A 23,029-nucleotide genomic window follows, 5' to 3' on the forward strand; every position below is an offset into this window, starting at 1 on the left:
AGCGATGAATCCGATGGAGCAGATGCAGGTCTTCAGCCGTGTGGTGGAGACCGGCAGCTTCACCCAGGCTGCGGCCAGCCTGGGTCTGGCCAAGGCCAGCGTGTCGGCCGCGGTCCAGCAGCTGGAGGCGCGGCTGGGCACGCGGCTGCTGCATCGCAGCACCCGCCGCGTGCAGCTGAGCCAGGACGGCCAGCTCTTTTACGAGCGAGCCAAGGATGTGCTGGCCGATCTGGACGAGCTGGACGGCATGTTTCGCCAGGCAAGTCCGCAATCGCTGCGTGGCCGTCTGCGCCTGGACATGTCCACCGGCGTGGCGCGCCAGATCGTGATGCCGCGCCTGCCCGAGCTGCTGGCGCTTCACCCGGAGCTGGAGATCGAGTTCGGCAGCACCGAACGTCGTGTCGATCTGGTCCGCGAAGGTTTTGATTGCGTCCTGCGCGTCGGCCCGCTGGGCCAAGCCGAGGCGGGGCTGCCGGCGCGCCCGCTGGGCCTGCTGTCGATGGTCAACTGCCTGAGCCCCGCTTATCTGGCCCGCCACGGCGAGCCCCAGGGTCTCGACGATCTGCGCCAGCACCGTCTGGTCCATTACGTCTCGGTGCTGGGCGCGCGCAGCAGCGGTTTCGAATACCTGGACGCCAGCGGCCAGCTGCAGCGCCAGGCCATGGCGGGCGCACTCACGGTCAACAACGCCGAGGCCTATCAGGCCGCCTGCCTGGCCGGCCTGGGCCTGATCCAGGCTCCGCGTGTGGGCGTGCAGGCCTTGCTGGATCAGGGCCTGCTGCGTGAAGTCCTGCCCGCCTACCGGGCGCCGGACATGCCGCTGAGCCTGCTCTACGCCCACCGGCGCCAGTTGCCGGCTCGGGTGCGCGTGGTGATGGACTGGTTGGCCAGGGTGGTGGCCGAACATCTGCGGCAGGGCGCTGCACGACCGGGCGGCGAGGCAGGCCTCGCTCAGCCACAATCCACACCATGAGTTCCACGCCCCACGATTTGTTTTCCGCGCTGCCCGCCGAGGCATCCAGCCCTGCCGCCGCTGTCACTCCAGCGGCCGCCCGCGCTGCTGAACTGCGCGACACGCTGAACCACCATGCCCACCTCTACTACGTGCTCGATGCGCCGGCCTTGCCCGATGCCGAGTACGACAAGCTGTTCCAGGAGCTGCAGGCGCTGGAGGCGGCCCACCCCGAGCTGCTGACGCCCGATTCACCCACACAGCGCGTGATCGGCCAGGTGCTGGACGGTTTTGCGCCGGTGCGCCATGCCGTGCCCATGCTCTCCATCCGCACCGAGACCGACACCGAGGCCTCGGGCGCGCTCAGCTTTGACCAGCGTGTGCGCAAGCAGCTGGAGCTGGACGAGGCGGCCGCGCCGGTCGAGTACGCGGCCGAGCTGAAGTTCGACGGCCTGGCCATCAATCTGCGCTACGAGCAGGGCCTGCTGGTGCAGGCGGCCACGCGTGGCGACGGCGAGACCGGCGAGGACGTGACCCAGAACATCCGCACCGTGGCCCAGATCCCGCTGCGCCTGCGTGGCGTCACGGTGCCGGTGCTGGAGGTGCGCGGCGAGGTGTACATGCGCCGCGATGACTTCGAGGCCTTGAATGAGCGCCAGCGCGCCGCCGGTGACAAGACCTTCGTCAACCCGCGCAACACCGCCGCCGGTGCGGTGCGCCAGCTCGACCCGGCCCTGGCGGCGCAGCGGCCCCTGAGCTTTTTTGCCTACGGCCTGGGCGAGGTGCAGGGCTGGGCCCTGCCGCCCACGCACAGCGGCTTGCTGGCTGCCCTGGCCGAGATGGGCCTGCCGGTCTGCGCCGACCGGGCGGTGGTGCGGGGCGCCGAAGGCCTGGTGGCTTTTCATCAGGCCATGGGCGCCAAGCGCGATGCCCTGCCTTTCGACATCGACGGTGTGGTCTACAAGATCAACAGCCTGGAGCTGCAGCAGCGCCTGGGCTTTGTCAGCCGCGAGCCGCGCTGGGCCGTGGCCCACAAATACCCGGCGCAGGAGCAGCTGACGCGGCTGAACGACATCGAGATCCAGGTCGGCCGCACCGGCAAGCTCACCCCGGTGGCCAAGCTGGAGCCGGTGTTCGTCGGCGGCACCACGGTGTCCAACGCGACCTTGCACAACGTCTTCGAGCTGCGGCGCAAGGGTGTGCGCATCGGCGACCAGGTGATCGTGCGCCGCGCCGGCGATGTGATCCCCGAGGTGGTCGGTCGCCTGGCCCAGGCCCGCGCCAGTTATGTGCCCAACTTCCGCATGCCGCGCAGCTGCCCGGTCTGCGGCAGCGAAGCGCTGCGCGAGCGCGGCGGCATGGACTACCGCTGCAGCGGCGGCATTTCCTGCCCGGCCCAGCGCAAGCAGGCCCTGCTGCATTTCGCCAGCCGGCGTGCGGTGGACGTCGAGGGCCTGGGCGACAAGCTGGTCGATCAGCTCGTCGATGCCGGCATCGTGCTGAGCTTGCCGGGCCTGTACAAGCTCGGCGTGGCCAAGCTGGCCGCCCTGGACCGCATGGCCGAAAAGAGCGCCCAGAACATCGTCGACGCGCTGGAGAAAAGCAAGCGCACGACCTTGGCGCGCTTTCTCTTCGGCCTGGGCATCCGCCAGGTCGGCGAGACCACGGCCAAGGACCTGGCCCGTCATTTCGGCCGCATCGATGCCTTGATGGACGCCAGCGTCGAGCAGCTGCTGCAGGTCCGCGATGTCGGCCCTATCGTGGCGCAGAGCATCCACACCTTCTTTGCCCAGCCGCACAACCGCGAGGTGGTCGAGCAGCTGCGCGCGGCCGGCCTCAGCTGGGACGAGGGCGAGGGTGCGGCCGCCCAGGTCGGCCCGCAGCCTCTTGCCGGCAAGACCCTGGTGCTGACCGGCACCTTGCCGACCTTGTCGCGCGACGCGGCCAAGGACTTGATCGAGGCCGCAGGCGGCAAGGTCAGCGGCTCGGTGTCCAAGAAGACCCACTATGTGGTCGCGGGTGAAGAGGCCGGCTCCAAGCTGGACAAGGCGCGCGAGCTCGGGGTGACGGTGCTGGACGAGGCGGGCCTGCAGGCCTTGCTGCAAGCCTCGCCGGCAGGCGAGCTGACCCGCTCAGACTGAGGCGGTTCTGGCGGGGCTGGGGCTGCCGGCGCTAGCGCTGCGGCCTTGCAGCTGGCTTTGCAGCTGCTCGGCGCTGACGGGGCGGCTGAACAAAAAGCCCTGCACCTGGGCGCAGTCCAGGGCTTGCAGGGCGGCCAACTGCTCGGGGGTTTCCACGCCTTCGGCCACGGTGTTCAGGCCCAGGCTGCGCGCCAGGCCGATCACGGCTTCGATGATGGCGCTGTCGCCTGCTTGCGCACCGGCCTGCGCGATGCCGGCCACAAAGGAGCGGTCGATCTTGAGCGTCTGGATCGGCAGCAGCTTGAGGTAGGCCAGCGAGGAATAACCCGTGCCGAAGTCATCGATGGAAAGCTGCACGCCCAGCGCATGCAGATCGTTCAGCGTGGCCAGGGCGTTGTCGGCATTCATGATCACCGATTCGGTGATCTCCAGTTCCAGCGCCCGGGGCGGCAAGCCGGTGGTGGCCAGGGTTTCGCGCACCAGCTCGACAAAATCGCCGCGCTCCAGCTGCCGCACCGAGACATTGACGGACACATGGTCCAGCACTAGACCGGCGGCGCGCCAGGCCATCATGTCCTCGCAGGCGCGGCGCAGCACCCAAGCGCCCAGCTCGTTGATGAAACCGCTCTCCTCGGCCAGGGCGATGAAGCGGCCCGGCGGCACTGCGCCCAGCTCCGAGCTGTGCCAGCGTGCCAGGGCCTCGACCCCGCAGCAGGGGCCTGCTTCGTCAACACCGTCGGAAGCCTGTGCCAGGAACTTGCTTTGGTAATGCACGCTCATCTCGCCGCCCTCCAGGCTGCGGCGCAGCAGGCGTTCCATATGAGCGCGGGCCAGCGCGGCCTGGGTCAGCTCGGCGCGATAGAAATGGAAGCGGTTGCGGCCGGCGCGCTTGGCTTCGTACATGGCGGTGTCGGCGGCGCGGGCCAGCTCCTCGCCCGTGGTGCCATCGCTGGGGAAGAGGGCGATGCCGATGCTGGCCGAGACCTGCACCTCATGGCCTTGCAGCTCCATCGGTCGACACAGGGTCTGGATCAGCTTGTCGGCCACCACCGGGGCGTCCAGCAGCGCGTCCTCGCTTTCGAGCACGCAGACGAACTCGTCCCCTCCCAGGCGGGCCAGCAGATCGCTGCTGCGCACCAGGGCGCCCAGACGTCGCGACACCTCGATCAGCAGGTCGTCACCGACGGAGTGGCCCAGCATGTCGTTGACTTCCTTGAAGCGATCCAGATCGAGGAAGAGCACGGCCAGCTGCCGCTGCTGGCGCTGCGCCTTGGCGATGGCATAACGCAGGTGTTCATGACACAGCAGGCGGTTGGGCAGGCCGGTCAGCGGGTCGTGGTGGGCCAGGTGTTCCAGCCGGGCCAGGGCGGCGCGCAGCTCTTCGGTGCGGTCTTGCACGCGCTGGTCCAGCACCCGGTTGGCGTCCTCCAGCGCCTGCGCCTGGCGGCGCAGAATCCCCTGGGCCCGCTGCACCAGCAGCAGCTGCAGGCCGTAGAGGCCCAGCATCAGCCCGAAACCGAACAGCACCAGGCGGCGGTGCAGGGCGGCCAGGCGCTCGACGAAGGGCGTGACGTCCTGGTAAAGCTCGATCACGCCCTGTGGCGCGCTTTCGCCGGGCGCGGGCGGTATGGGCATGTAGCTGCTGATCAGGTCAACCTGGGCGCGCTGCCCCTCGAAGGCGTCGAAGCTGTCGCGATGAACCAGCGCGCTGGCCGTGCGGCCGGCCAGGGCCGACTGAAAGCCGGCGTTGTCGCGCTTGTTCTCGCCGATCTGCCCGGCACTGCTGGAATAGACGGTCAGGCCGGCGCGGTTGTAGAGCTTGATCTTGATGATGTCGGCATTGCGCATCAAGGCGCGGGCCTGTGCGTGCAGACCGTGGGCCTCGATCATGGTGCGCAGGCTGTCTGGGTCGTCGGGCAAGTCTGCCGCCAGCAGGGGGCTCAGCTGCGCACCGAGGGCGTTGATGAACATGGCCGTCATCGCCTCGTTGCGGCGCTCGGCCATGTGGATCAGCTCGCGCTGCATTTGCGCACGCATGCTCAAGGTGAGCAGCAGGCCGACGGCAGCGATCAGGCCGAGCGAGACCAGGGAGAAGTAGCGGGTCAGGCGGAATTGGCTGTTGGGGGCCGCTGGGGGGGCTGGGGGCGACAACGGGGCGGGCGGCCGCTGCAGGCCTGCCGGGCCACCAGCGGTGGCCGGCGCTTTCAGCGAATCGGAGTGGGGGTGGCCCTGCCCAGGTGTGGATCGCATTGTGCTCCCTTGCCGCCCGCCTCATGTTTCGTCTGCGAGTGCGGAACACAAATGTAGGCCAAAGCGGCTGACGCCGGCATGACGAAGCGCACATCCGGCAACGGGTCGGCGCCGATCAAGCACAGCAAACGGGGGGCGCTCGCCTTTCAGGCCAAGGGTGCAGGCTCGAGCGCCAAGATGTCGGCGGCCATGCGTGTGGCGGCGCCGCGGTGGCCTTGCGCAAATGCCAGCGCGCGCTGGCGCATGGCCACGGCATCGTCGGGCTGTTGGCACAGGTGCAGCGCAGCACTCAAGGCCTGGGCCAGGTCGGGCTGGCGACGGGCCGCGCCGGCCGCCTCGGCCAACTCTGCCGCCTGAGCGAAATTGAAGGTGTGCGGGCCCATCAGCAAGGGGCAGCCGCAGGCGGCGGCTTCGATCAGGTTCTGGCCGCCGAGAGGCGCAAAGCTGCCGCCCAGCAAGGCCACATCGGCCAGGCCGTAGTAGAGCGCCATCTCACGCATGGAATCACCCAGCCAGGCATCGGCCGCCAGCGCCTCCGGGCCGGGCGCATCAGCCCACTGGCTGCGCCGCGCCAGGCGCAGGCCGGCGTTGCCGATGGCCTGGGCCACCTCGTCAAAGCGCTGCGGGTGGCGGGGCACGATCAGCAGCAGGGGACGGCCGGCCGCCTTCAGTGCGGCGCTCTGGGACTGCCAGGCCTTCAGCAGCAGGGCTTCTTCGCCCTCGCGGGTGACGGCGGCCAGAATCACCGGCCGACCGAGGGCCTCGTGCCAGGCCTGGCCGCGTGCCAGCAGCACAGCGTCCACCGTCATGTCGAATTTGAGATTGCCGGCCACCTGCACGCGCGGCACGCCGCTGGTACGCAGGCGCTCGGCATCGGCCTCGGTCTGGGCCAGGGCCAAGCTGAGGCGCTGAGCGGCCGGGTGGAGCAGGGCGCGCAGGCGCTCGCCGCGCCGCTGGCTGCGAGCCGACAGCCTGGCATTGGCCAGCACCATGGGCAGGCCGCGCCGTGCCGCCTCGGCCTGCAGGCAGGGCCAGATTTCCGTTTCCATCAGCACGCCGACGCCGGGCTGCCAATGCTGAAGGAAACGGCGCACCGACCCCGGTGTGTCAAAAGGCAGCCAGACCTGGGCGTCGCCATTGCGCAGCAGCTCGACACCGGCTTCGCGACCCGTGGCCGTGCTGTGGCTGAGCAGCAGGCGCAGCCCCGGCTGGGCGCGGCGCAGGGCGTCGATCAGGGCCGCCGCGGCCCGGGTTTCGCCCAGCGAGACGGCATGCACCCAGACCCAGCCGGGTCTGGGGTGCTCATGGGCCGGGTAGATGCCCAGACGCTGGCGCAGAAAGCGCCGGTACAGCGGCTCGGCCCGGCCTCGCAGCCACAGGCGCAGCAGGTAGGCCGGCGTGAGCAGGCGCATCACGCCGCCGTACAGCCACAGCGCCAGGCGAGCGGCCAGGGTGGCTTCCAAGCGCGCAGCCTCGGGGGAACCCAAACCCTGGGTCAATGGCCAGCGGCGAAGGTGGCGTCGGGCTTGACGCGCTTGAGCTGGGCCAGCACATCATGCTCGATGCGGGCCAGGGCTTCGGGCGTCTGGCCTTCGAAGCGCAGCACCAGCACCGGCGTGGTGTTGCTGGGGCGGACCAGGCCGAAGCCGTCTTCGTACTCCACGCGCAGGCCGTCGATGGTGACGATCTCCTTGGCGCCGGGGAACTCAGCCACTTCCAGCAGCTTCTTGACCACCTCGTGGTGCTCGCCTTCGGCGCAGGGCACATTGATCTCGGGGGTGTTGAAGCTGTTCGGCAGGCCGTTCAGCACGGCGCTGGGGTCGGCCACCTTGGACAGGATTTCCAGCAGGCGGGCGGCCGTGTACATGGCGTCGTCAAAACCGTACCAGCGGTCCTTGAAGAAGATGTGGCCCGAGAGCTCGCCGGCCAGGGGAGCACCGGTTTCCTTGAGCTTGGCCTTGGCCAGGGAGTGGCCGGTCATCCACATCAGCGGGCGGCCGCCATGCTCGCGGATCCAGGGGGCCAGGCGCTGGGTGCACTTGACGTCGAAGATGATCTCGGAGCCGGGCTTGCGGCCGAGGATTTCGGCGGCGAAGAGCATGATCTGGCGGTCCGGCATGATCATGGTGCCGTCCTTGGTGACCACGCCCAGGCGGTCGCCATCGCCGTCGAAGGCCAGGCCCAGTTCGGCATCGGTGGCGTGGACGATGCGCTTCAGGTCGTCCAGGTTTTCCGGGCGCGAGGGATCGGGGTGGTGGTTGGGGAAGTCGCCATCGACCTTGGAATAGATGTCGATCACCTCGCAGCCCAGGGCGCGCAAGATGGCCGGGGCCGAGGCGCCGGGGATGCCGTTGCCGGAATCGACCACGATCTTCATCGGGCGCTTGAGCTTGGCATCGCGCACGATGCGGTGGCTGTACTCGGGGATGATGTCCATCGGGCCGACCCGGCCCTGGCCGACCGTGTAGTCCTCGGCCTCGATGCGGCGGCGCAGGCTCTGGATCTGCTCGCCGTAGACGGCGGCGCCTTTGAGCACCATCTTGAAGCCGTTGTAATCCTTGGGGTTGTGGCTGCCGGTGACCATGATGCCGGAGTTGCAACCATGCTTGCTGCGGGTGGCGGCCACGTAATACAGCATGGGCGTGGTGACGGCGCCCAGGTCCACCACATCGAGGCCGGTGGACTGCAGACCACGGATCAAGGCGGCCACCAGGCTGGGGCCGGAGATGCGGCCGTCACGGCCCACGGCCACGGCTTTTTCGCCCAGCTTGCGCGCCTCGGTGCCGAAGGCGCGGCCCAGATGTTCGGCCAGGTCTTCGTTCAAGGAGGTGCCGACGACGCCACGGATGTCGTAAGCCTTGAAGATGGATGCGTGAACTTGCATGTGTTGTGCTTCTGCCTGAAGTTGACGGGCGGGTGATGGGCGAGCGCTGAGCGCGGTACGCCGGAATTGCGTGGGTGCCAGCGGCGCCAAGCGTCGCGTGGAGGGTGGATTGTAGGCAGGCTTGATGTCGGCTCTTCCGGCAACAGAACGCTTCGCACGCGGGCCTGCGTTCGAGACGCCGGCTCGTCGATTCGTTCCGGTTTGAAACCACCGATCGCACGCCGGCCCGCCCATGATCGCCTCTTGCCTAAACTGCCGTGCATGAATCCACTGAGCAATGCGTGGCGGCACACGGTCAGCACCGCGTTTGACGACCTTTGGCACATCGGCGCACCTCGCCGTTTGCCCGGGTACGTCCATTGGCCACTGATCGCCCTCACGGGTGCCAGTGTGGGGGGCTTGATCGTTCTTTTGGCAGCCTTGTTCAGCGGCAATCTGCTGCGCATGGGGTGGTGGTCGCCCAATTTTTTGTGGTCCATGCTCACGGGCAGCATCATCATGGGGCTGTTGCAGGGCAGCTTCATCGCTTTGGGTTGGCTCATTCCGTCTGAGCGACTCCGACAGTGGCGTGACGGCGTGGGCCGATCGCGCTGGCTGGTCTACATCGGCTTGCCTGCGCTGTGCAGCGTGCTGGGTCTGATTCTGCTCGATGTCCTGATGCGTTCCGTGGCCATGGGCAGCCTGGCCCGACCTCGATGGCCCAACTTCGGTCTGGTGATCACCTTCCTGATCTGCGGGACCTTGCTGGCCGGCCTGAGCTGGTGGCGATTGCGCGCCCAACTGCAGGCTCACAAGGTTCGCCAGCAGATGACCGAGGCGCAGCTGCGGCTTTTGCAGGCTCAGATCGAGCCACACTTTCTATTCAATACCTTGGCCAATGTGCAGGGCTTGATCGACTATGAGCCGGCCCTGGCCAAGCGCATGCTGGATGCGTTCACCGACTATCTGCGCGCCAGCCTGCTACAAATGCGCGCTGAAGACGTCAGCCTGGGCGAGGAACTCGACCTGGTGCAAAGCTATCTGACCGTGATGCAGTGCCGCATGGGTACACGCCTGCGTTGGCAGCTGGACATACCGGCCGAGCTGCGCACCGCCCGCATCCCGCCTCTGCTTTTGCAGCCCTTGATTGAAAACGCCATTCACCACGGCTTGGAACCGCAGATTGATGGAGGGCAGCTTTGCTTGAGCGCCCGCATGGAAGGCTCGGGTTTGTGCATCGAGATCGATGACGATGGCATCGGCCTAGCTGCTGCGCAGCAGCGTCACCGCCGGGGCAGCGGCGTGGCCCTGAAGAATATCCGTGAGCGGCTGCGGGCCACCTACGGCCCTGGGGCCAGTTTGCAACTGCAGGCGAGAACGGACGAACATGGCACGCACGTGCGCCTGAACTTGCCCCGCCTGCACCCTCAATCGGCGCCCGCCATCTGATGACCCCGAGATTGAGCTGAATCCGATGAATATTGACGCCATGACTCGCCCTCGCGCCCTGCTTGCTGACGACGAACCTCATCTGCTGCGCGTGTTGCAAGACCGGCTGCATGAGCTGTGGCCTGAGCTGGAGATTGTGGCCGCGGTCCAGCATGGTCTTGCTGCAGCCGAGCAGATTGAACGGCTGCAGCCCGACATCGCCTTCCTGGACATCCAGATGCCCGGGCTGACCGGCTTGGAGGTGGCCCAGGGTATCGAAGGCGCGACCCGCGTCGTGTTTGTGACCGCTTATGACGAACACGCGCTGAACGCGTTCGAGCACGAAGCAGTGGACTACGTGCTCAAGCCGGTTCGGGCTGAGCGGCTGCAGCTGACGGTGGACCGCTTGCGCCGTGCCTTGGCGGGCCGTCTGGGCGCGCCTTGGCCTGTAGGCGACGAAGGTGGCATGCCGGCGCCTTCATCGCAAGCCGATGCCGCTCAACTGGCCAAGTTGCTGGCTCAGCTGATGCCCAGCGCTCGCCCTGTTCAGCCGACGCTGCGCCATCTGCGAGCCAGTCACGGCAGCAGCACGCACATCATCCCGGTCGAGGACATCCTGTACCTGCAGTCCGACGAGAAATACACCCTGGTTCGCACGGCAGCGCACGAGTACCTGATCCGCAGCTCCATCCTGGAGCTGGCCAGCCAGCTGGACCCGCAGCGCTTCTGGCAGGTGCATCGCGGCATCCTGATCAATGTGGATCACCTGCTGTCCACCCGTCGCGACGACAACGCGCGGCTTTTGCTAAAGATGCGCGGCCATGAGCGCGAGCTGCCCGTGAGCCGGGCCTATGTGCATCTGTTCAAGGCGATGTGAGTGCAAGCCGGGCCAGTGGGGAAGGGCAAGCCTGCGCCGCGACCATTGACGGCCCCGGCTTGCCGTTCGGCGGCCTGTCTTGCCACTCATCGCAGGAAAGGCTTTTGGGGGACACTCGCGCCCTAAGCTTCAGCGCATGTTCAAGCTGAACCGTCCCTCCATGAAAACCAATTCCTTCACCGCTGAGCTGCGCTATGCCGCCCGTCGCTACTTCCGTCTTTACAAGCAGCGTGACGAAGCCGGCTGGGCCCGGGGTTTGATCACAACCGGCATAGGCCTGGCCTTCCCCAGTCTCTTCCTCATTCTGGCCGTGCTATTCGGTAGCGCCACAATCACCGCGCTGAACGTGGCATTCAGCTGGCTCAATGGCTTGTTCATCGCCTTCTTGATCCACGGCGTGTACCGGCTCATCGAACTGACGCAGCCGCAAGCGCGGCTCGATGCAATCCAACAAGGGGGCTGGCGGGCGGGGCTGTTCTTCAGTCTGATCCCGGTGGCCTGTATTCTTTTGGGCATGGTGCTGTTCGCCCAGGGCCTGGGCTGGTGGATGCAGTTGCAGGTCTCGACGCCGCTGGAAAGCACCCGTGGCCTGAGCCAGTTTCTTTTCATCTCGCTGGTGGGCGTCTTGATTGGCTGGGCGGTTGACCACCAGGTGCGCCGCCGCCAGGCCCTGGAGTTGCAGGCCACCGAGGCCCGCCTGCTGCACCTGCAAGCGCAGATCGAACCGCATTTTTTGTTCAACAGCCTGGCGGCGGTTCAAAGCCTGATCAAGCCGGCGCCGGACCAGGCCCTGGCCATGTTGGAACACTTCACCGACCATTTGCGTGCCAGCCTTGCCGCCCTGCGTGAGGACAGTTGCCTGCTGGGCACCGAGCTGCAAGCCGTGCGCAGCTATCTGGCCCTGATGCAGATCCGCATGGGCGACCGCTTGCGCTTTGTGGTGGAGGCTGAGCCCGCGGCCGAGCAGTTGCGCCTGCCTCCGCTGCTGATTCAGCCTCTGGTCGAGAACGCCATCGTCCACGGCATCGAACCCAAGGATGAAGGCGGCGAGGTGCGACTGCGCGCCTGGATCGAGGGAACAAGCCTCAAGGTGCTGGTGCAGGACGATGGTCTCGGCCTGCTGGCCAAGCCCCGCCGCAGCCAGCAAGGGCATGGCATCGCCCTCAAGAACGTACGTGAACGGCTGGCGGCCCGCCATGGCGCGCGCGCCATTTTGGATCTGCATATCGACGAGGCCGGCTGCCGCGCCTTGCTGTCCCTCCCCATCCAGCCTAGAGATCAAGGACCAGCAGCATGAGCCTGCGCGCCATCATCGCGGACGACGAAATTCATCTGGCCGAACACCTGAAGTCCGAATTGAGCCGGCTATGGCCGGAGCTGGAGGTTCTGGCGCTTGCACGCACTGGCCGCGAGGCCGCCCGCCTGATCGAAACCCTGCAGCCTGAGCTCGCGTTTCTCGACATTCAGATGCCGGGCTTGACGGGTCTGGAGGTGGCGCAAGGCATCGAGGGCAAGACCCGGGTGGTGTTTGTCACGGCTTACGACGAGTACGCCGTCGAGGCGTTTGAGCATGCCGCGCTCGACTACCTGCTCAAGCCCCTCAAGTCCGAGCGCCTGGCCCGCACTCTGGAGCGCGTGCGGGCGGGCTTGGCGCAAGACGCAGCCGCTGCTGCTGCGGCCGAGCCACTGACGGATGCCGGTCTGGCCGGCGTGCTGCGCCAGCTGATGGTCCGCAGCGAGGGGGGCTCAGCCGGCGCTGTGCCCGCCCCGCGATTGCGTTATGTGCGGGCTGGGCAAGGGGAGTTGATGCACCAGGTTCCGGTTGAAGAGGTGCTGTTCTTCCATGCCGATGACAAGTACACCGTCGTGCAGACGGCCGAGGCCGAGCATCTGATCCGCACGCCCATCGTCGAGCTGGCTGAGCAACTCGACCCTGAGCAGTTCTGGCAGGTTCACCGCTCGACCATCATCAATTTGCGCCATCTGGCCGGCACCCGGCGTGACGAGGTCAGTCGCCTGTTCGTGCGCATCAAGGGTCAGGCCCGCGAGCTGCCGGTGAGCCGGGCCTATGTGCATTTGTTCAAGGCCATGTGAGCTTTCGCGCTGAGGGCAGGTCTGGCGACTCCATCGAGACGTCTGTACACGGCGGAAGGCCTTCGTGAGCGTCCCCTCCGTGGTGTCCCTGCCCGCACCTCAGCGGCCTGCTGTGCGGTCACATGCTCATCCGGCCACCCATGGCGTGTTGGTCTGGCGGCACGGAGCCCGAGCGACCGAGGCGCGCGCGCGCGAGGCCGGGGGGGGGGCAGGAGCTCCGGCCTTCAGTTTCTCAGAGCCCAGGGCGCAGATCGGTGCTCACGCCTTTGAGCTTGCGGTAGAGCGTGCTGCGGCCGATGCCCAGCTGACGTGCTGCCAGCGCCATATTGCCCTGGCAGTTCTGCACCGTTTGGAGAATCATGCGCATCTCTGACTCGCGCAGCGTCAGTGCATCGGCCGGCACCATGCCAGAGACTGAGGCGCCGTCGCTGAGCAAAGGGCTGAAGGCGGTGTCGCTCTCGAAGCCGCTGTGTCCCTCGGCGGCCGGTGGCAAGGCCGAGGCCTGCCGGACGGCCATGGCATCGCCGGCAAGGACCACTGGCGTCGGGTGGGCGCCCACGGGGACCACGGCAGCGGGAGTGCCCGCGAACTGCATCGGTGACGCAGCGCCGTTGGCGCCGGGACTCAGGCGCCCGTAGAGCAAGGCCGAGCCTTCCTTGACACCCGCCGCAGGGTGCAGCATCAGGCTCATGGCCGGCTCGGCCTGGCGGCGGCTCAGCTCGAACAGCTCGCCCAGGCTCAGGCCGAAGAGCTGTTGCAGATCGAGGCGGCGCAAGGCGGTTGAGGGCAGGTTGAGCAGGTCGAGGGCGCGTCGGTTGGCTCCCAGCAGTTGCCCGTCGTCGCCCAAGGCCAGCACGCCCTCGTTGAGGGTGCCCAGTCGCTGTGGGCTGGCATGCAGATGCAGGCGCAGGTTCTGGCTGAACTTGTCATTGAACCACTGGTTCTCGATCATGCGCGCCGAGATGCGGGCCAGCGCCAGGGTGTGGGGGTGGTAGCTGCGGCGGTCGCTCGAGACGTCGATCACGCCCAGCAAGGCGCCCTTGTGGTCGAAGATGGGTGCGGCCGAGCAGGTCAGGAACTGCAAGGAGCGCAGGTAATGCTCGGCGCCATTGACCAGGGTGGGGCGCTCGGTCATCAAGGTGGTGCCGACCGCATTGGTGCCTTGCGTGGCCTCGGCCCATTGCGCACCCGGCGCCAGGGCCACTTGCTGGGCACGGGCCAGGAAACCGGGGTCGCCCAGCGAATGCAGCACCACGCCACTGGCGTCGGTCAGCAGCACCATGCTTTGTGCATGGCTGAGCTGCTCGTACAGCATCTCCATCAGCGGCAAGGCCTGGGCGCAGAGCCGGGCATTGCGATGCAGCAGCTCGTTCAGCCGGCTGCCTTCAATGCGGTGGAGATCGGGGGCTTGCTGGGGCTGCAGACCGAACATCTGGCAGCGTTCGTGCGAGCTTTGAATGGTGCTGTGGTGTAGAGCCTGGCTGTGCGCGGAGGCGGTGCCCCGCGCGATTTGGGATGAAAACAAAACCTACCCCTGTGTGCATTATTTGACGGTCGACTATGGTCCAAGCGTCAGGGGCTGACAAGCGGGGAAGATTGGGTAAGCAGGCTCAGCCCCCCAATTTGAAGTAACAATATTTGAAAAACGTATGTCAGGCGTTACTGGTTGCGCGCACTTCGCCCATTGTGGTGGTGCCTTGCAACACTTTCAGAATGCCATCCTGGCGCAGCGAACGCAGGCCTTCGTTCAATGCGGCCTGGAACAGTTCTTCGGCGCGTGCACCGGTCTGGATCAGCCGCCGGATCGGCTTGCTGACGACCAGCAATTCGTGCAGCCCCGCGCGCCCCTTGAAGCCACTGAAGTCGCATTTCTCGCAGCCCGGGCTGTGGAAATGCAGCAGTTCACCACCAATGCCGAAGCGGGCCTGCCAGTCAGCCAGCAGAGCGGCCCGGTCGGGGCGCTGCTCCGGCGCAAAGACGTGGAGGTAATCGTCCAGCCACTCTTCCTGGTCGCTGCTGCTCAAGGGCTCGCCCACACGGCAAGACGGGCACAGGCGCCGCACCAAGCGCTGGGCCAGCACGGCCAGCAGGGAGTCGGCAAAGTTGAAGGGGTCCATGCCCATGTCCAGCAGGCGGGTGATGGTCTCGGCCGCGCTGTTGGTGTGCAAGGTGGACATGACCATATGGCCGGTCAACGAAGCCTCGACCGCGATCTCGGCGGTTTCGTGGTCGCGGATCTCGCCGACCATGATCACGTCCGGGTCGGCGCGCAGGAAGGCGCGCAAGGCCTTGGCAAAGGTCCAGTCGATGCGCGGGTTGACCTGCACCTGGCGCAGGCCGGCCTGGGTGATTTCGATCGGGTCCTCGGCCGTCCAGATCTTGCGTTCGGGCGTGTTGATGTGGGCCAGGGCCGAGTGCAAGGTGGTGGTCTTGCCGGAGCCGGTCGGGCCCACGCACAGCACCATGCCGTAGGGTCGGGCCACCGCTTCCTGCAGGTTCTTGAGGTTGGATTCGCTCAGGCCCAGCTTGGCCAGGGGCAGGGGCTTGGAAGACGAGAGCAGTCGCATGACCACGTCTTCCAGATTGTTGTTGGTCGGGATCGTGGCCACGCGCAGCTCCAGCTTGGACTGCGGCATGAAGCGGCCGAAGTTGATCTTGCCGTCCTGCGGCTTGCGGCGCTCGGAGATGTCGAGCTCACACATGATCTTGATGCGGGCGATCATGGCATTGCGGTAGGTGTGCGGCAGCTCCAGATAGGGGTGCAGCACACCGTCGCGGCGGAAGCGGATCTTGACCTTCTCGCTGCCCGGGTGGGTTTCGATGTGGATGTCGGACACGCCCTGGTTGCTGGCGTCGAGGATCATGGTGTTGATCAGGCGCACCAGGGAGTTGTCGCTTTGCTCGATCGGTTGCTCGTCTTCGCGGACATTGCGCTCCTGGCCCTCCCGCTCCAGGGTTTCGATCAGCTTGTCAGCCTTGTCCAGGCTGAAGTCGATCTGGAACCCGCCTGGCCCCGCATCGGTGGCGCGGCCCAGGGACTCAGAGCCGTAGCGCTCGTAGGCCTGGTGGATGGCAAAGCTCAGCGAGCCGACCTTGGCCAGGGTGGGCGTGACCTTGAGCTGGGAGATGAACTCGACCTCGTCCAGCGCATCGCGCCGGGTGGGGTCTTCCATGGCCACGATCAGGCGCCCGTCGCGCAGCAGCAGGGGCAGCACCTCCAGGCGCTTGGCCACTGCATAGGGCAGTTTGACGATGGCATCGGGCTCGAACGCGAAGTTGGTCACGTCCACCAGCGGATAGCCCATCTTGCGTGCCAGGGCCGATTGCAGCGCTTGCCGCGTCACCACCCCTTTGCGCACCAGCAACTCACCCAGAGGCACCGAACGGTCATCGCGCTGCTGCAGCAGGGCCTGTTCCAGCTGGTCTTGTGTGATCAGGTCCAAGGCCAGCAAGGCCTCACCGATGCGCACCATGGGCATGCGGGCTTGCTGGTCGATGGCTTGGATCAGCTGGTCGGCGGTGACGATCTGCTGGGCCACCAGGATGTCGCCGACGCGGCGCGAGCGCAGATGGCTTTGCTCGTTGACGGCTTCCTCCACCTGATCGGAGGTGGCCAGTTGTTCCTTGATCAGCAGGTCACCGATGCGCTCGCCGATCTCGAAGTGCTCCAGCGCCTCGCGTGGGATGAAGACGCGCAGCACCGAGTCGTCGCTGTCGCTCAGCGGCGGAAAGAGAAAGAGGCCCAGGTCATCATGGCCATGGCCGATGGTGATGCCGCGCAACTCGCCTCCGCCGACGAAGTGCAGCTTGAACTCGCTGCGCGGGCGGTGGTCCAGCCGCAGCACATCCTCGGTGGTCTGCGAGCGCGGCGGCACGGTGATGGGCCGCAGCAGCTTGATGGCCCGGAACTGGCTGAACTTCAGCGGCATGGCGCTGCGTGCCGGCGGCACATTGATCTGCGCCAGGCGCTCATGCGGCGCCACAAGGATCACATGGCCGGCGGTGCGGCTGTTGTTCAGCCCCAGGATCTCGCAGGGCTCGGCCGACAACTGCGGCGTGGCCTGAGGGTAGGCGGCATAAGGCGGCATCGGCCATGCGAAACCATCGGCGGCCCGGCCTTGGGGGCGCTGGGGCGCCAAGCCCTCGCCCGCACTGGAGCCGGCCCTCTCATGGGGCCAGGGCAGTGGGGTGGACAGATCGGTCATGCTGAAAACTCTCCAATGAGGGCAAGGTGCGAGTCAGGGCGCGTCCGCTGACGCGAGACGCGCTGCACGCGCGCCTTGAATGCTAAAGCCGCTGGCTTGGTCGGCAAGCCGCGATTAGCCCAGCCTGCCACATTCTCTTTGTTTTTTCCTCCCGCTCGCTTCGACGCTGGGGCACCGAGCGGTTTCAGTGTCTTGTGCGGCGCGCTTCACACAAGGCCTCACAATCCCTGCCCAGATCGCCATCCATGCCACGGATTTGTTTCATGCCCCACCTTCCGCCGAGCCATCCCTGCATTCTTCTGACCGGCTTTGATGCCTTTGGTGGCGAGTCCATCAACCCCTCCTGGCTGCTGGCCCAGACCCTGGACGGAGCGCTGCTCTCGGGCCACCGGGTGGTCTCGCGTCGTCTGCCCTGTGTGTTTGGCGAGGCCTTGCGCGAACTTCAGCAAGCGCTGGACGAGCTTCAGCCCAGCCTGGTGCTGGCACTCGGACAGGCCGCAGGCCGGGCCGAGTTGTCGCTGGAGCGCGTGGCCATCAATGTCGACGATGCCCGCATTCCCGACAATGCGGGCGCGCAGCCCATCGACGAGCCCGTGATCCCCGGCGCACCTGCCGCCTACTTTTCAACCCTGCCCATCAAGGCCATGTGTGCCGCCCTGCGCGAAGCCGGTGTGCCGGCCGGGGTTTCGCAAACTGCCGGTACCTTTGTCTGCAACCACGTCTTCTTCGGCTTGCAGCATGCCCTGGCGGGCCATCCCGTGCGCAGCGGCTTCATGCACATCCCCATGCTGCCGGAACAGGCGGCTCGGCACAGCCCCATGCCCAGCATGAGCCTGGCCACCATGGAGCTGGGCTTGCGCCTGGCATTGCAGGCGGCCCTGCATGTGAGGCAAGACCTGCATGTCAGCGCCGGCAGCATCGCCTGATTTATTTCTGCTCGGGGCTGTAATCCTGGATCCCTTGCTTGCGACAGACGTGGGCGGCAGGCAAGATGCCGCCGAGTCCGCACTGCGGTCTCGTTCGGTTTCATTCATCTCAGTCTTCAGGAGTTCTTCTTATGCAAAGCAAGCAAGTGGTTTCCGCCGCCTTGGCCGCCGTGTTCGCCGTGGGTTTGGTCGGCCAGGCGGCCGCGCAAGAAAAGGCCGCCAAGGAAAAGTGCTACGGCATTGCCAAAGCCGGAGAAAACGACTGCGCCAACCTCAGTGGCTCGCATTCCTGTGCGGGTCAGTCCAAGGTCGACATGGCCGTGGAGGAGTGGAAGTACGTGGCCAAGGGCAGCTGCAAGTCGCAGAACGGCCTCAGTGCCGAGGAGGCCAAGGCCAAGCTGAAGAAGTAATTCAGTCGGCAGCTTGTCCGGCAGCACCCGCCTTCTTGTCAAGATGAAGCATGGCACCGTGGGCATGGGCTGGCGACAGCCTCATTACGATGCCGTATTGGCGGGTGAGGTCGGCGCCTCGGACGTGGATTTTCTTGAGGTCCATTCCGAGAATTTTTTTGCCGAGGGCGGCGCGAGCCTGCAGGTCTTGCTGGCCGGCCGGGAACGCCTGCCCCTCAGTCTGCACGGGGTGGGCTTGGGGCTGGGTTCGGCGTGTGGGCTGGACCCTTGGCACCTCGATCGCTTGGCTGATCTGGTGGAGCGGGTCGATCCCCTGCTGGTGTCTGACCATGCAGCCTTCACCCGGGCGCCTTGGAATGGCGCGCAGCAAAGCCTGATGCATGCAGCCGATCTGCTGCCCATTCCCTTCGATCGCGCCAGCCTGGACTTGATGATCGGGCATGTGCAGCAAGTGCAGGAGCGCTTGCGCCGGCCGATTCTGGTCGAGAACCTCAGTGCCTATCTGGCCTGGCAGGCAGACGGCGTATCGGCGCTGTCCGAGCCCGAGTTTTTCAATGAGCTGTGCCGGCGCAGCGGCTGCAGGATGCTGCTGGATGTCAACAATCTGGTGGTCAATGCCCGCAACAGTGGCGCCCCGCCGGACGAAGCGGCACGGCGCGCCATTGCCTGGGTGCAGGAGATTGCTGCCGATGCGGTCGGCGAGATTCACCTGGCGGGTCATTTGGAGCTGCCTGACGTGGTCATCGATGACCATGGCAGTCGCGTCTCTGAAGCAGTCTGGCAGGTGTACCGCGCGGCCATCGAGCGTTTTGGACCGGTGCCCAGCCTGGTGGAATGGGACAACGACATTCCTGACTTGTCCGTCTTGCTGGGCGAGGTAGCGCGCGCGCGTCAGGAAATGCGGATCTTGTGTCCATGAGTCTCGATCAGCTTCTACAGCGTCAGCAGGCCTTGCTGCAGGCTTTGACCGCGCCGCCATCCCAGGCCGCTCGCGCATTGCCCGAGGGTCTGGCGGCGCCGCCGGGTTTGAAAGGCGGCGTCGATCGGGGCCTGCTGGCCTATCGACTCAATGCCCAGGTCATGGCCGACAAGGTGCTGGCCCAAGCCTTTCCACGCCTGCGCGAAGTGTTGGGCGAGTCTTCGTTTGCGGCCATGGCTTGGGAATGCTGGCGCCAGCGCCCGCCGCAACGGGGTGATCTCGGCGAGTGGGGTCAGGTCTTGCCTGACTTCCTGGCCGAGCAGGAGGGCATGGACGCCTCGCTCTTGGAATTGGCGCAGCTGGAGTGGGCGGCCCACGGTTTGGAGCGAGGGCCTGATGACGGCTTGGATGCAGAGTCCTTGCAGCTGATGGCCACCGAATCGCCCGCTGACTACACGGTGGTTCTGCGAGCCGGCTCCCGGCTCCTGGACTTGAGTGCGGCTGCTTGGAACGCATGGCAGGGTGGGCCTGTTCCAAATGACGGGTCTGTCGACGCCACGCCCACGCCGGTTTTGCTGTGGCGGCCCTTTTGGCGTGTTGAGGCGCAAGTTCTGAGTGTGGCCGAAGCGGCATTCACGCGCGCGCTTTTGCAGGCGTGCAGCCTGGAGCAGGCGCTGGAGGCTGCGCAAGCGGCGGACCCATGCTTTGACTTTACGGTCTGGTTGCAGCGGGCCTTGGAACGCCACTGCCTCAGTTCGGTGCGTTTACTGGCTCGACCTTAAGGCGAGCCATCGCGCTCGAACACGACCCTCATTTTTTTCCCGAAAGGAGGCGCTCATGGCGACTCAGTGGATGGATGGCCTGCGTTCGGCCTTGTGTTTCTTGATGGATGCCGGTCCGCGGCGCGTGCCGGCCGCGACCGGGCAGCCCGACCGTGTCAACGTCCTGTTGTACGGCATTGAGTTTCAGGCCCAGGGCCTGGCCAGTCTCTTGGCCCGGCTCTATGTTGCACAGGTGTTTTTCCTCTCGGGCTTGACCAAGCTCCGCGACTGGTCGGTGACCTTGGCGCTGTTCGAGGACGAGTACCAGGTGCCGCTCCTGCCGCCGGAGCTGGCGGCCTACCTGGGCACGGCGGGTGAGCTGGCTTTGCCCGTGTTGCTGGTGCTCGGTTTGGGCGGCCGATTCGCCGCCCTGGGCCTGAGCGTGGTCAATGTGATGGCCGTGCTCAGCCTCAGCGAGATCGCTCCGGCCGCGCTGCTGGGCCATCAGCTCTGGGGCGCCTTGTTGCTGATGCTGGCGCTTTGGGGCGCCGGCCCCTGGTCGCTGGACGCCTGGTTGGGTGCACGCCGGGTGGCGCGCGCCTGAACCATCACCCACCCACTCGCTCCCTCACTCGCGCGGCTGGAAGCTGATCACCAGCACCGGCGGCACGCGGCCGTCGGTGTCGCGCGGCAAGGTCTCGGTCTTGTCGATGGCGCGCAGCACGGCCTTGTCCCACTCGGCATCGCCGCTGGACTTGAGCAGCTTGCTGGCCACGATCTGGCCGCTGGGCAAGGTCCGCACCTCCACCTCAGCCACCGGATTGCCGGCGGGCATGTCGGTGTAGATGATGTTGGGGCGGATGCGCGCCTTGATGCGGCCGCCATAACTGGCCGAGGGGCCGGAGCTCTTGAGCGCCGTGCCCGTGGCGCTGGGGCCGCCGCTGGCGCCGGCCATGCCCTGGATGCGGCGCAGGTTCTCCTGGCGCTGCGCCTCCAGCTTGGCTTCGCGTTTGGCTTCTTCGGCCTTGGCTTGCTTGTCTTTGAGCTGCTTGTCGAGCTTCTCTTTCTTGAGCTTGTCCTCGGCTTCGCGCTTGGCCTGCAGCTGCTTCTCGCGCTCGCGTTCGAGCTTTTCCTTTTCCTTCAGAGCCAGCTGTTTTTTGCGCTCGGCTTCCAGCTCGGCCAGGCGCTGCCGTTCGGCCTCCAGCTTCTTTTTCTCCTTGGCCTTGGCGATGGCGATCTCGGCATCGCGCTCGGCCTGGAGTTCTTCGGGGCTGGGCTGTTGGACCTTGGGCTCGGGCTTGGGTTCAGGCTTGGGCGGCTCGGGTTCCGGTTCCGGCTCGACCAGCTTGGGCGCGGCCACTTGCGGCACGGCGGACCACAGCTCCGCCTCAAAGGCCGGCGGGTCTTGCGTGCGCCAGCTCACACCGGCGCTGAGCGCGGCCAGCAGGGCCGCATGGGCGATCAGGGCGAAGGCAAAACCGCGGCCCATGCCGGGCGGGGCCGGCGGGCGCAGGGGATCATGCAGGTGGCGGGCACCCAGGGGCAGGCTGCTCATGGCCGGATCAAGGGTTCCCGCTGCTGCTGTTATTGCCGCCATTGCGCACGGCCAGGCCCACGCGCTGGATGCCGGCGCTTTGCAGCACATCCATCACCTTGACCACGGCTTCGTACTTGACGTTCTTGTCGGCCGAAATCACGACCGGCGTGTTGCTTTGGGCGCCCTGGGCTTGCCGTGCGCGTTCGGGCAGTTGCTTGAGGGTCAGGGCTTGCGGCTCTTCCTGGTCCAGCTTGAGCTTGAGCTTTTCGTCGGGGCCGACGATGACGTGGATCACATGCTCGGGCTGCTGGCGGCTCTTGCCCACGCTGGGCAGGTCCACCACACCGGTGGTGATCAGCGGGGCGCTGACCATGAAGATGATCAGCAGCACCAGCATCACGTCGATGAAGGGCACCATATTGATTTCATTGATGGTGCGGCGGCGAGATCCGCTGCGCGAGGAGACGGCGGCCATGGTGGCGGGCTCCGCGTGCTCAGCGCGCCGGGCCGGCCGGCTGGGCGGGCAGAGTGGCGTTGCGCTGCAGGATGTTGGAGAACTCTTCGATGAAGGATTCCAGGGTGATGGCGCTGCGGTCGATCTGGCGTGCGAAGCGGTTGTAGGCCAGCACGGCAGGGATGGCGGCGAACAGGCCGATGGCCGTGGCGACCAGGGCTTCAGCAATGCCGGGCGCCACGGTGGCCAGGGTCACTTGCTGCACATTGGACAGGCCGACGAAGGCGTGCATGATGCCCCAGATGGTGCCAAACAGGCCGACATAGGGCGAGACCGAACCGACCGAGGCCAGGAAGGAGAGGTTGCTCTCCATGGTGTCCATCTCGCGCTGGAAGCTGGCGCGCATGGCGCGGCGCGAGCCGTCGAGCAGGGCAGTGGGTTCGACCACGCGACGCTCACGCAGCTTCAGAAATTCGCGCATGCCCGAGGCGAAGATGCGCTCCAGCGGCGCGCCACCGGTCTTGCCGTTGACGGCCGTGTAGAGCTCGTTGAGGTTCTTGCCCGACCAGAACTCCTGCTCGAAATCCTCATTGCCCTTTTTGATGCGCGAGAGCGAGATCAATTTGCTGAAAATCACACTCCAGCTGGCCAGTGAGACGGTCAGCAAGGCAGCAATCACCAGCTGCACCGCCAGGCTGGCGTGCATGATCAGGGCGACGATGGAAAGGTCTTGGTTCATAGAGCCACAACAGGTTTTTGGAGCGCCTCGATCACCGAGGCAGGAATACGGCAGGGTTTGAATTCGGCAATCGCATCGCTACCCGCGAGCTGAGCGGACACGCAGCCAATGCGGATCTCGCCTTCGGCGAGCAGGCGGCGGCCCTGGGGCCCCTCGATGAAGGCCTGCTGAAACACCAGCATGCTCGCACGACCGAGCTCGCGCGGCTCGACGGTGACGATGAGCCAGTCATCCAGCCGCGCCGGGCGAAGATAACGCACCGAGGTCTGGCCGACCACGAACATCACGCCCGATTCATGGCGCATGGCCTCCTGGCCAAAGCCCAGGCGACGCAGCCATTCGGTGCGGGCGCGTTCGAAAAACTTCAGGTAGTTGGCATAGAACACCACGCCACCGGCGTCGGTGTCTTCCCAGTACACGCGCAGGCCATGTTCAAAAACGGGTGCGACGGCGCCTGCGTCAGGGTTCATGTC

At 66.3% G+C, this 23,029-nt stretch carries 20 protein-coding genes; 11 read left to right on the top strand and 9 right to left on the bottom strand.

Translation table 11 applies throughout. The features are described 5' to 3' along the window. The first annotated feature begins 4 nt into the window (after nt 1-4). Both AC1Q6P_RS17475 and ligA read left to right on the top strand, forming a co-directional pair. Nucleotides 5-973, top strand: coding sequence for a LysR family transcriptional regulator (locus tag AC1Q6P_RS17475; RefSeq protein WP_492665254.1), 969 nt, complete (start codon nt 5-7; stop codon nt 971-973). Beyond that, nucleotides 970-3,093 (top strand): NAD-dependent DNA ligase LigA, encoded by a 2,124-nt coding sequence (ligA, locus tag AC1Q6P_RS17480; protein ID WP_492665253.1) that lies wholly within the window; start codon nt 970-972, stop codon nt 3,091-3,093. Before AC1Q6P_RS17475 ends, ligA begins: the two co-directional genes overlap by 4 nt. Here the strand turns inward: ligA and AC1Q6P_RS17485 are convergent. From AC1Q6P_RS17485 to AC1Q6P_RS17495, 3 genes are all read right to left on the bottom strand, one after another. Continuing rightward, nucleotides 3,085-5,244, bottom strand: a complete 2,160-nt coding sequence (locus tag AC1Q6P_RS17485) for a putative bifunctional diguanylate cyclase/phosphodiesterase (RefSeq protein WP_492665252.1) — start codon at nt 5,242-5,244, stop codon at nt 3,085-3,087. The two genes, ligA and AC1Q6P_RS17485, sit on opposite strands and share 9 nt — an antisense overlap. 245 nt (nt 5,245-5,489) lie before the next feature. After that, complete coding sequence (locus AC1Q6P_RS17490) at nt 5,490-6,755, bottom strand: 3-deoxy-D-manno-octulosonic acid transferase (RefSeq protein ID WP_492665299.1); 1,266 nt, start codon at nt 6,753-6,755, stop codon at nt 5,490-5,492. 83 nt (nt 6,756-6,838) lie between these two features. Further along, nucleotides 6,839-8,227: a phosphomannomutase/phosphoglucomutase gene (locus AC1Q6P_RS17495; protein WP_492665251.1), complete on the bottom strand. Its 1,389-nt coding sequence runs from the start codon at nt 8,225-8,227 to the stop codon at nt 6,839-6,841. 399 nt (nt 8,228-8,626) lie between these two features. On the opposite strand from AC1Q6P_RS17495, the gene AC1Q6P_RS17500 reads away from it, so the two are divergent. The 4 genes from AC1Q6P_RS17500 (at nt 8,627) to AC1Q6P_RS17515 (ending at nt 12,605) form a co-directional block, all read left to right on the top strand. Next, on the top strand, nt 8,627-9,655 hold the full coding sequence (locus tag AC1Q6P_RS17500) for a sensor histidine kinase (RefSeq protein WP_492665250.1): 1,029 nt from the start codon (nt 8,627-8,629) through the stop codon (nt 9,653-9,655). Between the two features lie 40 nt (nt 9,656-9,695). Next, nucleotides 9,696-10,511: a LytR/AlgR family response regulator transcription factor gene (locus AC1Q6P_RS17505; RefSeq protein ID WP_492665249.1), complete on the top strand. Its 816-nt coding sequence runs from the start codon at nt 9,696-9,698 to the stop codon at nt 10,509-10,511. Between the two features lie 160 nt (nt 10,512-10,671). Next, nucleotides 10,672-11,808 (top strand): sensor histidine kinase, encoded by a 1,137-nt coding sequence (locus AC1Q6P_RS17510; protein WP_492665248.1) that lies wholly within the window; start codon nt 10,672-10,674, stop codon nt 11,806-11,808. Then, nucleotides 11,805-12,605 carry a LytR/AlgR family response regulator transcription factor gene (locus AC1Q6P_RS17515; RefSeq protein ID WP_271009598.1) on the top strand — a complete coding sequence of 267 codons (801 nt, stop codon included), beginning with the start codon at nt 11,805-11,807 and terminating at the stop codon, nt 12,603-12,605. Before AC1Q6P_RS17510 ends, AC1Q6P_RS17515 begins: the two co-directional genes overlap by 4 nt. A 232-nt stretch (nt 12,606-12,837) precedes the next feature. On the opposite strand, the gene AC1Q6P_RS17520 is transcribed toward AC1Q6P_RS17515, so the two are convergent. Together AC1Q6P_RS17520 and AC1Q6P_RS17525 are read right to left on the bottom strand one after the other, a co-directional pair. After that, entirely contained in the window at nt 12,838-14,037 is a 1,200-nt protein-coding gene (locus tag AC1Q6P_RS17520) for a helix-turn-helix domain-containing protein (protein ID WP_102766855.1), read from the bottom strand. Between the two features lie 220 nt (nt 14,038-14,257). Then, entirely contained in the window at nt 14,258-16,810 is a 2,553-nt protein-coding gene (locus tag AC1Q6P_RS17525) for a GspE/PulE family protein (RefSeq protein WP_492665247.1), read from the bottom strand. Nucleotides 16,811-17,073: 263 nt separating this feature from the next. Here AC1Q6P_RS17525 and pcp point away from each other — a divergent pair, with 263 nt between their 5' ends. From pcp to AC1Q6P_RS17550, 5 genes are all read left to right on the top strand, one after another. Next, nucleotides 17,074-17,736, top strand: coding sequence for a pyroglutamyl-peptidase I (gene pcp / locus AC1Q6P_RS17530; protein ID WP_102766853.1), 663 nt, complete (start codon nt 17,074-17,076; stop codon nt 17,734-17,736). 131 nt (nt 17,737-17,867) lie between these two features. Further along, the gene (locus AC1Q6P_RS17535; RefSeq protein WP_102766852.1) at nt 17,868-18,146 is read left to right on the top strand and encodes a BufA1 family periplasmic bufferin-type metallophore; all 279 of its coding nucleotides are present in this window, start codon (nt 17,868-17,870) and stop codon (nt 18,144-18,146) included. Between the two features lie 13 nt (nt 18,147-18,159). Continuing rightward, on the top strand, nt 18,160-19,065 hold the full coding sequence (locus AC1Q6P_RS17540) for an MbnB/TglH/ChrH family RiPP precursor modification enzyme (protein WP_492665246.1): 906 nt from the start codon (nt 18,160-18,162) through the stop codon (nt 19,063-19,065). Then, nucleotides 19,062-19,847 (top strand): HvfC/BufC family peptide modification chaperone, encoded by a 786-nt coding sequence (locus AC1Q6P_RS17545; RefSeq protein ID WP_492665245.1) that lies wholly within the window; start codon nt 19,062-19,064, stop codon nt 19,845-19,847. Before AC1Q6P_RS17540 ends, AC1Q6P_RS17545 begins: the two co-directional genes overlap by 4 nt. 55 nt (nt 19,848-19,902) lie before the next feature. After that, on the top strand, nt 19,903-20,430 hold the full coding sequence (locus AC1Q6P_RS17550) for a DoxX family protein (RefSeq protein WP_243392708.1): 528 nt from the start codon (nt 19,903-19,905) through the stop codon (nt 20,428-20,430). Between the two features lie 24 nt (nt 20,431-20,454). Here the strand turns inward: AC1Q6P_RS17550 and tolA are convergent, their stop codons facing one another. From tolA to AC1Q6P_RS17570, 4 genes are read right to left on the bottom strand one after another with little or no spacing between them, the layout of a single operon-like run. Further along, nucleotides 20,455-21,381 carry a cell envelope integrity protein TolA gene (gene tolA / locus AC1Q6P_RS17555; protein WP_102766850.1) on the bottom strand — a complete coding sequence of 309 codons (927 nt, stop codon included), beginning with the start codon at nt 21,379-21,381 and terminating at the stop codon, nt 20,455-20,457. A 7-nt stretch (nt 21,382-21,388) separates the two neighbouring features. Further along, a complete protein-coding gene (tolR, locus tag AC1Q6P_RS17560; protein WP_271009592.1) occupies nt 21,389-21,838 on the bottom strand; it encodes a protein TolR in 450 nt (149 codons plus the stop codon). Nucleotides 21,839-21,857: 19 nt separating this feature from the next. Further along, entirely contained in the window at nt 21,858-22,556 is a 699-nt protein-coding gene (tolQ, locus tag AC1Q6P_RS17565) for a protein TolQ (RefSeq protein WP_102766848.1), read from the bottom strand. Then, nucleotides 22,553-23,026, bottom strand: coding sequence for a YbgC/FadM family acyl-CoA thioesterase (locus AC1Q6P_RS17570; RefSeq protein ID WP_492665244.1), 474 nt, complete (start codon nt 23,024-23,026; stop codon nt 22,553-22,555). The genes tolQ and AC1Q6P_RS17570 overlap by 4 nt, the downstream gene beginning before the upstream one ends. Between the last annotated feature and the right edge of the window lie 3 nt (nt 23,027-23,029).

Source organism: Roseateles sp. GW835-FHT13E02 (assembly GCF_058794035.1).